12 protein-coding genes are annotated in these 9,994 nt (G+C 41.5%); 5 read left to right on the top strand and 7 right to left on the bottom strand.

What is annotated here, in order from left to right:
* The 5 genes from NOM01_RS13335 to NOM01_RS13315 form a co-directional block, all read right to left on the bottom strand.
* The coding region (locus NOM01_RS13335) for a type I restriction-modification system subunit M N-terminal domain-containing protein (RefSeq protein ID WP_255748997.1) at positions 1–503 on the bottom strand (503 nt) is incomplete at its 3' end.
* Positions 504–959: 456 nt separating this feature from the next.
* Positions 960–1,160 (bottom strand): hypothetical protein, encoded by a 201-nt coding sequence (locus NOM01_RS13330; RefSeq protein WP_255748996.1) that lies wholly within the window; start codon positions 1,158–1,160, stop codon positions 960–962.
* A complete protein-coding gene (locus tag NOM01_RS13325) occupies positions 1,157–1,420 on the bottom strand; it encodes a hypothetical protein (RefSeq protein ID WP_255748995.1) in 264 nt (87 codons plus the stop codon). The genes NOM01_RS13330 and NOM01_RS13325 overlap by 4 nt, the downstream gene beginning before the upstream one ends.
* A gap of 205 nt (positions 1,421–1,625) precedes the next feature.
* A complete protein-coding gene (locus NOM01_RS13320; protein WP_255748994.1) occupies positions 1,626–1,814 on the bottom strand; it encodes a hypothetical protein in 189 nt (62 codons plus the stop codon).
* Positions 1,807–3,114 carry an L-cysteine desulfidase family protein gene (locus tag NOM01_RS13315; RefSeq protein WP_255748993.1) on the bottom strand — a complete coding sequence of 436 codons (1,308 nt, stop codon included), beginning with the start codon at positions 3,112–3,114 and terminating at the stop codon, positions 1,807–1,809. Before NOM01_RS13315 ends, NOM01_RS13320 begins: the two co-directional genes overlap by 8 nt.
* Before the next feature lie 647 nt (positions 3,115–3,761).
* On the opposite strand from NOM01_RS13315, the gene NOM01_RS13310 reads away from it, so the two are divergent.
* A complete protein-coding gene (locus tag NOM01_RS13310) occupies positions 3,762–5,120 on the top strand; it encodes a ferredoxin reductase family protein (RefSeq protein ID WP_255748991.1) in 1,359 nt (452 codons plus the stop codon).
* A gap of 17 nt (positions 5,121–5,137) precedes the next feature.
* Positions 5,138–6,103: a cytochrome b5 domain-containing protein gene (locus tag NOM01_RS13305; protein ID WP_255748990.1), complete on the top strand. Its 966-nt coding sequence runs from the start codon at positions 5,138–5,140 to the stop codon at positions 6,101–6,103.
* Between the two features lie 232 nt (positions 6,104–6,335).
* On the opposite strand, the gene NOM01_RS13300 is transcribed toward NOM01_RS13305, so the two are convergent.
* The gene (locus NOM01_RS13300) at positions 6,336–6,584 is read right to left on the bottom strand and encodes a hypothetical protein (protein ID WP_255748989.1); all 249 of its coding nucleotides are present in this window, start codon (positions 6,582–6,584) and stop codon (positions 6,336–6,338) included.
* Positions 6,563–7,210, bottom strand: a complete 648-nt coding sequence (locus tag NOM01_RS13295; protein WP_255748988.1) for a C39 family peptidase — start codon at positions 7,208–7,210, stop codon at positions 6,563–6,565. The genes NOM01_RS13300 and NOM01_RS13295 overlap by 22 nt, the downstream gene beginning before the upstream one ends.
* A 591-nt stretch (positions 7,211–7,801) precedes the next feature.
* Here NOM01_RS13295 and NOM01_RS13290 point away from each other — a divergent pair.
* From NOM01_RS13290 to NOM01_RS13280, 3 genes are all read left to right on the top strand, one after another.
* Positions 7,802–8,410, top strand: coding sequence for a cupin domain-containing protein (locus NOM01_RS13290; protein ID WP_255748987.1), 609 nt, complete (start codon positions 7,802–7,804; stop codon positions 8,408–8,410).
* A 106-nt stretch (positions 8,411–8,516) separates the two neighbouring features.
* The gene (locus tag NOM01_RS13285; RefSeq protein WP_255748986.1) at positions 8,517–9,173 is read left to right on the top strand and encodes an ABC transporter ATP-binding protein; all 657 of its coding nucleotides are present in this window, start codon (positions 8,517–8,519) and stop codon (positions 9,171–9,173) included.
* On the top strand, positions 9,170–9,946 hold the full coding sequence (locus NOM01_RS13280; RefSeq protein WP_255748985.1) for an ABC transporter permease: 777 nt from the start codon (positions 9,170–9,172) through the stop codon (positions 9,944–9,946). Before NOM01_RS13285 ends, NOM01_RS13280 begins: the two co-directional genes overlap by 4 nt.
* Positions 9,947–9,994: the final 48 nt, after the last annotated feature.

Below are 9,994 nucleotides of genomic sequence, written 5' to 3'. Positions count from 1 at the left end.
CCAATTACATCAACATCATTAAGCTTCTTCAATACCTCTGTAATCGTAATGTTACGTTGTTGATCATCTGACCCTAGTTTTTTTGAATTCAAATCGACATCGTCAAATAAACCATTAAACTGATCATATTTGGTAGACAAATCGATAAATGCTTTATTTAAGTCATTCAACTGAAAAACATTTTGTTTTGCTTGATCTGTCAATTTGTTAAATAGATATTTTGGTTCAATATCATAACCTAACGTATCAACTAAAGTTTCAATCAAATCACTTTTCGTGTCTTTATCGGCCAGAAGTTCATGATACAAATCTGTTTGTTTATCCTGAGTATCATATTTTTCTAACGATTCATCTGCCAATTCAACAACTTTCTCTAGCAATTTATCCGAAAGATATTTATAGAAAATCAGTCCTAATAAGTAGTCCTTGTACTCTGATGCATCCATCTTACTACGTAAATGGTCCGCAGCACTAAATAATTTTGAGTTTAATTCGGATCCCATGTTCTAACTCCCCTTAGGGTTTTTAGAACCATTTTACCATACGAACTTACGCTGTGATACAGCGACAATGTTCAGATGACATTTCCACTATTTTTAATTTAGTTCCTATCGTTCAAAAGTTTTTAAGCCCCCTTACATAATCACCATTAGTTCAATTTCACAAAGAAAAAATACCATCTAAAAAAGCTGGTATCCTGTCATCGTGTTTAGATATTGTCATTTATTATAGGCTCACCATTACGTACCTAAGTGAGGTTAGCTATTTTTTTCTATTCTCTAAATGCCACGTTTTTATGAAAATCGATAATTAAGCCGGATTTCATCATAAAATCAACTCCAAGAATTCCTTTAAACCCATACGTCTCCTTGGTCAATCCTAATTGAATCTGAAATGAACCCATTGAAAAATTTTCGATAGCTAAATCTGTTACGATTTGCTCGTAGCACAATTCACTTTCACCACCAACCGCCATACATTCTTTTCGGTCTGCCATTTTTGCTGTCTATGATAAGTCCAACTTTTTCAACTTCATCCGTATCAAAGATTGTGTTTGAACATCCTGTATCTAAAAGTACGTCATCTAATTGAATCATAGCTCTCTTATAGGCAAGTGACACAGATACGATTGGCAGTCCATCTTTTATAAGAATATTCATTGGAGCTGTTTCCTAATTCCAATAAATTTCTGTTCTTTTACCTCTAGAGTTTCATGATCTGTATGAAAAATATAATATTCTTGAGTAGGGTCGGCTAAATGTAGTTTTTTGTATGCTTTCCAGGCCAAAGTGGATTCGGGGAAATTTGCTATGACTGATAGTTCTTCAAGATAGCGGATTGAATTTTTTGAGTAGGCAGAGATTGCTTGAACAAGTACCCATTGTTCTGGATAGTGTTCACGAATTTGCTCCCATTTCAATTTTAACAGCTCCTTTCATTCTGTTTTACTTACTACATCTAATATATCATTTAATTGAAATTAGGGAACAAGCTGCACAAACTCTAGTGTATTCAATTATTATTTTAGCATCTGTATCCCCTAAAACTTGAATCAGTATTGAAGGAAAACAAGACCCTCCCGGTAGTTTAACCAGGAGGGCAAAATATTGTGAAATGCGTTTATTTTAATGGCCGTGATTATTTTTGTTCAATTCAAGCTTTGCGATGTAGTTGTTCCCTTCCGTGCCAAGCACATAAATGGTTAGCTTTGCACTTTTTCCGTTCAAATCTGTTTCCAGCTGCTTGACATCAAGCGCAATGTTGCCGTCTGATGTTTCATGTGTGTAGTAAGTTTTTGTTTGTGTTTCAATCAACAGACGCGTTCGTACATTCCTGCGTCTGTCCAAGCATAATTTTTATAATTTCACGATCGGTCTGCCGCATCCCTTTTTTTGCCAGAACGCCGACATTATGGATTGTGTTGTCGACTCCTTTTGTGACGATGCCGTCTCCGCTTAAAAACTGCTGATCATTTTTGTACATATTATATCCGAGGATACCTGCATCCACCGCCGCTGATATTTTGGCTGCGCACGAAGGCTTAGCCCCGTCACAGACAATGCCCGAAGTGATAGCGAGGGTGTTCACGATGGTGTGAGCAATCACATCATAATCTCCGCCATAAAGATAAGCGATTCCCGCACCTGCTCCGCAGCCCGCACTGACCGCCCCGCAGAAAGCAGAGAGGCGGCCTATTCCCGTCTTCTGATAGATTGTGACAAGATCGGACAGTACAACAGCACGGTAAAGCTTGTCACGGGATACGTGCAACTCCTTTGCATACTCAATCACTGGAAGGGACGCAGTCATCCCCTGGTTGCCGCTCCCTGAGACGATAACGACTGGCTTTTCGCATCCGCCCATCCGAGCGTCCGATCCTGCTGCCGCTGCAGCCCGGGCACGTGTTCTCACGTCGTTACCATAAGCACTCAGCAGCACCTTGCCGATATTCGCCCCCCAATTATTTTTCAGACCGTCGACAGAGATTGCAGCATTATAATCGATCTGCTGCCCAATCACTTCTGATATGTCTTCAATGCGCACACTGTCGGAAAAATCAACGATATCCTGAACGTTGAGACAGCTTCGATCAGTCAATCGGGTCTTTTCCTTTGATCCAGAGCCCGAGTCATACAATGTTTTTCCACTTCGTGTCATATGGACGATATTTGTATGATACTGTTCGATCACAACGGTTGCTTCATCCGTACCATTTTTGAGCGTAGCAGCAATATAAAAAACAATGTCGTTATCAGCAGGAACAACTGTGATCGGATGGGTCTCCATATATTCAAGCATACGTGTTTTGTCCGTTTCTTTGATGTCTGCCAGCACTTCCAACTTCCGCGAAGCGTTACCCGCGATAACCCCGGCCGCAACCGCCGCACTGATGCCTCTCAAACCATTCGTATTGGGAACAACGACGCTCTTAACATTTTTAATGATATTTCCGCTCACCGTTATGGTGCAGCTTTCAGGCAAAGTTCCCAGCAGCTCCCGCGCTTTCGCCGCTGCATAGGCAACAGCAATCGGCTCGGTACAACCCGTGGCAGGAATCAATTCTTCTTTCAGGATTTTCAAGTAATCGCAATAGATTTTATCGTTTGGCTTCATATTATTAATATATCTCCCTATTGTGCTGGATCAAAGAAACGTAGCAAAAGAGCATCCACTTACTTTTGCTCCGGCAGGCTACCTGACAAGACGGTTAAAAATACAGTTCTGTTCAAGCTTTCACTACCAAGCGTCATCTCTTCGAACCTGCTTATTTTCATCTTATTATTTAATAATACGTATATTAACCCTCATCAATGGAGATACAAGATGAAAATGTGTCCATAGATTGAAAAATGAAACAAAAGGGTCTTTAGGACCATCGCAGATGTCCTGCTGTTGCAGTTTTTATAGTCTACAGGATTCAAACCAACAGTGTGAACCAAGACTTCCCCCTGTTTTGGTTGAGGATTTGGAACATCCTCAATACTCATCTTTTTCCATTGTCCTTTATTTTTAACTATAATGCTTTCATCGCTGCCATCCCCCATCTTCTTACCTCACAAAGTTTCTCTTATCTATTCCTTTTCACTTAAAGACAAATCTTTTCCTCTATTGAACCCACTCAAAAATAAACTTCTAACTTAATCCTTGTTTCTTTTATTTTCTGTGCAACTTCTCATCTATCTTTAAAGATTTTTTCATTTAATAATTATTATAATTACTATTGTAATCTATCAAACCTTCTGCACTGGAGGACAAAGGACATGTTAAAACTAATGAGAGCGATGATTTTGCTTATCTATTTATTGAGCCCTCTCCCGGCAATTTGGATCGTCTATGCAGCGAATCCGCCGGCCTATCAAACACTAAGAAATTTATTACCTATGGTCCTTGGATCCATCTCCTACACATGGCTGCTGGCTGAGCTTGTCATCAGCGCTCGTCCCAAATTTATTGAACGATTTTTTGGGTTGAATCATTTCTACCAATTTCATGGTGCCGCCGCAATTGTGGCGATCACGCTCTCGATGCTCCACAAACAGCTCGAGGAGGCCATATGGTCCGGTTATCTGCATACGGTACGTCAATTTGGCGACCTGGCGCTCACACTATTCCTTGTTCTCGCTGGTCTCTCACTGATTTTCATGACCGGTTTCATTACTCGGCGAATTAGGATCCTCGGGTTTATTCGACATTGGCTTGAAAAAAAGCATATTCTTGATTTTAAATATAATGTGTGGATTCACAATGCTAACGTCATCGCAATTATTTTAGTTTTCCTTCACGTTTTCATATTCAGTGCCTTTTACCGGCAAAATTTCTGGATATGCGGCGTTTATACCGTTTATTTTCTAATCGCCTTTGGCTGCTATCTATACCATAAAATAATTAAAATCAAGCTTGCAAAACGTCAGCCCTATACTCTTGTACAAATCACAACTGAGTCGCCAAGTATCCATACTCTTGTTTTCAAACGCGAACGAGGTTATGTACCTCCATATAGAGCAGGTCAGTTTGTTTTTATCCGAATTCTTGATGGTGGTATTTCAGAAGAAGAACATCCTTTTTCTATTACTTCCAATCCAAATGATCGGCGTTATCTGTCTGTCACGGTCAAATCAATTGGAAACTACACCTCTTCGATTCCAAAATTATCTCCTGGAACGCACGCGACAATTGAGGGACCTTACGGGATACTTGGAAACAGCGCATACCGCACCAAATCCGATCTCGTACTCATCGCTGGAGGAATTGGCATTACACCTATGCTCAGCATATTAAAAGACTTAAGCTATAGAAACAGAAAGCGGCGCGTTATTCTTTTTTGGAACGTTCCGAATAAAAGCGATCTGATTTCCCCAAATTTATTTACTTCTTTAACCGAACAAATGCCTAACTTCACCTTTGTTCCTATTTTATCAAGGGAAGCAAATGATTATGGTGAAACCGGGCACCTGAATCGAGAAAAAATCATTCGTTATTTAGCCGCCCATCACTATCGAATGAAACGGACACATTATATCATTTGCGGCCCGTCGAAGATGATGGATTCGGCTATTGAAACGTTACGTAGGCTGAATGTGCAAAAAAAGAAAATTCATTATGAAAATTTTTCAATGTAAAAGGAGCGTTTCTAATTATGCTATTTATTAAAAAATATACAGTTTATATACTACTCACAGCCATGCTTTTATTAGCTGGCTGCGGAAATCTCGACGCACAGCCACAGAATAAATCGGCGAACAAGTCACAATCAGGAAAACTCAGTTTAAATAAAAAGCAGAAATTCACACTCACAGAATTAAATAAATATAACGGGAGAAACGGACGACCCGCTTACATCGCGGTTAAGGGAATGGTTTATGATGTGACCCACGCACCTGACTGGCATAACGGCAGTCACCATGGTGTTCAAGCCGGACAGGATCTAACTGCGGCGATTGAGAGCGCGCCGCATGGGGCATCCGTTCTCGCAGCCGTTCCAATAGTTGGCTATTTGACGAAAGATAAGAACGCGGTGACAAAAACAAATAACAGCACAACGAATAGCAGTCAATCGAATTCCAGCAAGAATAATAGACGAACATTCACATTAGTTGAGCTGAAGAAATATAACGGACAAAATGGGCAGCCTGCTTATGTAGCCGTTAAGGGAAAAGTTTACGATGTAACCCACGCATCAGGCTGGCATAATGGTCGCCACCACGGTGTTCAAGCCGGACAGGATCTAACTGCGGCGATTGAAAGTGCGCCGCATGGGACATCTGTTTTATCTGCTGTCCCGGTCATTGGCTATCTGACGAAAAATAAGAATACTGCGACAAAGAAAAATTACAGTACAAATCAAAGCAGTCAATCAAATTCCAACCAGAGTAATAAGCGAACATTCACATTAGCCGAATTGAAAAAATACAACGGACAAAATGGGCAACCTGCTTATGTGGCCGTCAAAGGGAAGGTCTATGATGTGACGCATGCACCCGGCTGGCATAACGGCCGCCATCATGGTGTTCAAGCCGGACAAGATCTAACTGCGGCGATTGAGAGTGCGCCACATGGGACGTCTGTGCTCTCATCACTTACCGTTGTCGGTTATTTGAAATAATCATTTGCCCTTCGTCTAGCTCGAGACTCCTATGTTATATCAGGTTGAGCTTGGGAAGAATAAATTATTGAGAAAAACAAAACCCTCCTTTTTGAAAATGGGAGGGTTCAACACATTCGTGATATGCATCTGTTTTATTGACTATTATGTTTTTTGTTCAGTTCAATTTTTGCAACGTAATTATTTCCTTCTGTGCCGAGCACATAAAAGGTTAGCGTCGCATGCTTTCCGTTCAGATCTGCTTCCAGCTTTTTAACATCGAGGGCAATGTTGCCGTCCACTGTTTCATGCGTATAATAAAATTTCTTTTGCGCGTCTGTTTCGTATTTTTTTCCATCGGAAATCGTGTAGCCAATGTACCAGATTGCTCAGTCAGAGGGCTGACATTTGCGGTAACGTTTGCTGGAATAGTGATCTTTTTCTTGCCAACGTAAAGTGCGTATTCGCTTTCCTGTTTCGTTAGCAGCGAAGACGCACGCACACGTTTCGCTGCGGCGTACCCTGCACCTTTTTCCTTGTCATGAACAATATAAGCGACACCGTTTGCCCATGCTTTTTAGAACTGATCGATCTTATATTTTCGAACAGCTGTATCATCGGATGATGCGAATGAATCGTTGACAATGACATAGTCCTGACCGTCAATCGTCTAAGCCCTCTGACGAGAATCAAATGACCAGGTATTGTCCCAGGCGCACCTTTCACATAATGATAGCGTGTGTTGGTTGGATCATTTGTATATTTAACACTGACCGCCGCCGGATATCCTTTGGCAATTTTCTTCTTCAATCCATCGATGTCGGTGAACACGGAATACGATTTATAGCCGTAGCATCCTGCAAGTGCTGAGCTGAATACCCATTTGTCAAAGCCGTCATAGTCATAATAAGCCGTTTCTTCGAGCAGTAAATTTTCTCCCATGCGATTCATCGCCATCGTAATCGTTGTCAGACTGCAGATCGAGTTAGCAATCTTCGGATCACGAATCATTTGCGAATAGGCAGGTGTATCAATATCTTTATTCAGCGTGATCGTGCTCGGATGTTTGCTGGTCGAGTTCCAGCCCAGTTCGGTCGAAGTACCAAGCAGCCGAACGGTCGGTGCCACACGCGGATTGTCGCTGAGCTGGTGATGTACGTATGATCACTCTCTTTCTCATAACCTGACCTTTGGCATGTGCCGAAATGACGGTGCAGGCACAATCGCCAGCATAAAGGCCGCCACGAAAACCATAGCCACTCTAAACATATTTACGAGATGCTTCCTGCCAACCATTATTTGATAGATTATTAAATAAAGCAATAGACAACCAACAATCTCTACCATAGCCCGTAAAAAAGAACGAGACTTGTGTCTCGCTCCCTATTTTCAGTAGATTTATAGAATTCTAAATTTTTAACAAAATCAGCATTACATCACCTTTGTCACTCGGTTTATGCCTTCTTGGAGAAAAATATTAGGAATTTATTACCATGAAAAACGAGTGGGTTAACTAGATGGTAGATTTGTACATTCGGAATGCACGTAGAGGGTGCCTGTTACGATGCTCCATGGAAGAGGGGTGCCCGCACGAACTCCATCAAGGGTCACCTAATGATTGTGGATCTTGCCCAAATGATTGAGCATCCCTCTGATCCGCACAATCTTTACATGCAGCGCATAAATTATTGTTATCAGCCTATGAAAGGATTGACCTAGATGTATCCTTATCAAACATGCTTTAGTCCTAATTTAAGACATGCGCCAAGAAACATCATGTACAATGCTTGTCCCTACCCTTACTACGTAAACGTGCCGAGACTAAATACGTACTTTTCAAATCAGTATGTTCCTTTTCCCTATGGAGCGGGGTATCAATCACGATCTGATGTATCACCGACTGCAATTAATCTGAAGGATTACGGACAGGAGCCGTTTGTCGTTAATATTGAGCAAGCGACGAAACAAAACACTGCTTTTCGAAGAGCTTTATGGACGGGATCCCATTTGCAGCTTACCTTGATGAGTATCAATGTCGGCGAAGACATCGGTCTTGAAGTTCATCCTCACCTTGATCAGTTCATACGGATCGAAGATGGCCAAGGGCTTGTCGCAATGGGCGATCAACAAGATCAACTTAATTTTCAAAGACAATTATACAAGGACTTTGCGTTCATTATTCCCGCCGGAAAATGGCACAACTTAATTAATACTGGTGATCGGCCAATCAAATTATATTCGATCTATGCACCGCCTCAGCATCCATATGGTACCGTTCAAGAAACAAAAGCCATTGCAGAAGCCGCAGAAAGATACGGCAGCGACTAATTAGAGCATCACAGCCGAACATTGCATAAGCGCATCGCATAAAAAAAGTTTAAAATGATAAGTGCATAAACAAGCATTTATCTTTTAGAAACGGCGGTGCATTTCTGTGTCATCTCTTGACTTTTCTCATGTGTTCTTCACCAACGACAATCAATCTATTCTTAAAGACGTATCCGTCAGCATTGATGCTGGGGATTTTCTTTCAATTGTTGGCCCGTCAGGAAGCGGCAAAAGTACCTTCCTCAAGCTTTGCTGCCATTTAATCAGCCCGACCGATGGAGCAATTTCATTTAAGGGGAAAAATCTGAACGATTATAATCCGATGGAATTAAGGAAACAGATTGCTTATTGCTTTCAAATGCCCTATTTATTCGGTGATCACGTCAAGGAAAATCTTGAATTTCCTTTTGTAGTCAGAAATGTTCCCTTTGAACAAGAGCGAGTCGATGAACTTTTTTCCGTCTTCCATATGGCAAACGATTATTTACATAAAGAAGTGAAAAACCTTTCAGGAGGCGAAAAGCAGCGGATTGCATTGATCCGCAGCTTGCTATTCAAGCCGGAAATTCTGCTTCTCGATGAAGTGACCTCTGCCTTAGATACAGCAAATACCGAAATCGTTGAGCAGGCTGTCAAATCACTCAATCAAAAGGGGACAACCATTCTGTGGATCACACATAACACGGAGCAAAGCAGGAAACATGCCAATAAGCTGCTCACTATTGAAAATGGCGAGATTCACACTTTGGAGGCGATCCAATGAACGGTTCAACAACTATCCATGTCACATCGCTGATGATCGCTTCATCACTGGTCTTTGTCACCCTTTTCTTCTCTTATTGGCAAAAGCTGAAGCTTGAAAAAGAAACCATTATTAGTGTGGTTCGTGCGGTCATCCAGCTCGTCGCAGTTGGTTATGTCTTAAACTTTGTATTCGGTTATAAAAACCCGGCATTTACAACTCTTTTGCTGCTGTTCATGACCTTTAATGCTTCCTACAATGCCGCAAAAAGAGGCCGAGCCATCAAAAGAGGTTTGTTGATCTCCTTCTTGTCCATCGCCGTCGGCACACTTGTGACGTTATTGATCCTGATTCTGTCGGGAATCATCCGCTATGAGCCCTATCAGATGATTCCGATCGGCGGCATGATCATCAGCAACTCAATGGTTGCGCTTGGACTATGCTACAAACAAATGGCATCCGATTTTAAAAATAAGCGAGACGAAATCGAAACAAAGCTCGCACTCGGCGCAGATATTCTTCTTTCATCCAAAGAAATCATCCGCGACTCAATAAAAACCGGGATGCTTCCGACCATTGATTCAGCCAAAACACTCGGCATCGTATCGCTTCCCGGAATGATGACCGGTTTAATTCTTGCCGGTACATCACCGATGGAAGCCATCAAATATCAAATTATGGTTACCTTCATGCTGCTCTCGACAACCGCGATTTCTTCATTCATTTCGTGTTATCTGTCCTACAGAGGGTTTTTCAATAACAGAAAACAGCTCGTTAATCGGCGTGAAAATTAAAAGCACGGTACTTTTCTCATCGAAAAGTACCGTGCTTGTTTTTACTCT

Source organism: Sporolactobacillus sp. STSJ-5, from assembly GCF_024385605.1.
Classification (GTDB): Bacteria; Bacillota; Bacilli; order Bacillales; family Sporolactobacillaceae; genus Sporolactobacillus.
This window is presented reverse-complemented; position numbering and strand designations above follow the sequence as displayed.

What these genes read in the sequence shown, in the direction of transcription:
- NOM01_RS13330 (WP_255748996.1), bottom strand. Translation starts at nt 1,160, where the DNA reads ATGAATATTCTTATAAAAGATGGACTGCCAATCGTATCTGTGTCACTT.
- NOM01_RS13315 (WP_255748993.1), bottom strand. Translation starts at nt 3,114, where the DNA reads ATGAAGCCAAACGATAAAATCTATTGCGATTACTTGAAAATCCTGAAA.
- NOM01_RS13310 (WP_255748991.1), top strand. Translation starts at nt 3,762, where the DNA reads ATGTTAAAACTAATGAGAGCGATGATTTTGCTTATCTATTTATTGAGC.
- NOM01_RS13305 (WP_255748990.1), top strand. Translation starts at nt 5,138, where the DNA reads ATGCTATTTATTAAAAAATATACAGTTTATATACTACTCACAGCCATG.
- NOM01_RS13290 (WP_255748987.1), top strand. Translation starts at nt 7,802, where the DNA reads ATGTATCCTTATCAAACATGCTTTAGTCCTAATTTAAGACATGCGCCA.
- NOM01_RS13280 (WP_255748985.1), top strand. Translation starts at nt 9,170, where the DNA reads ATGAACGGTTCAACAACTATCCATGTCACATCGCTGATGATCGCTTCA.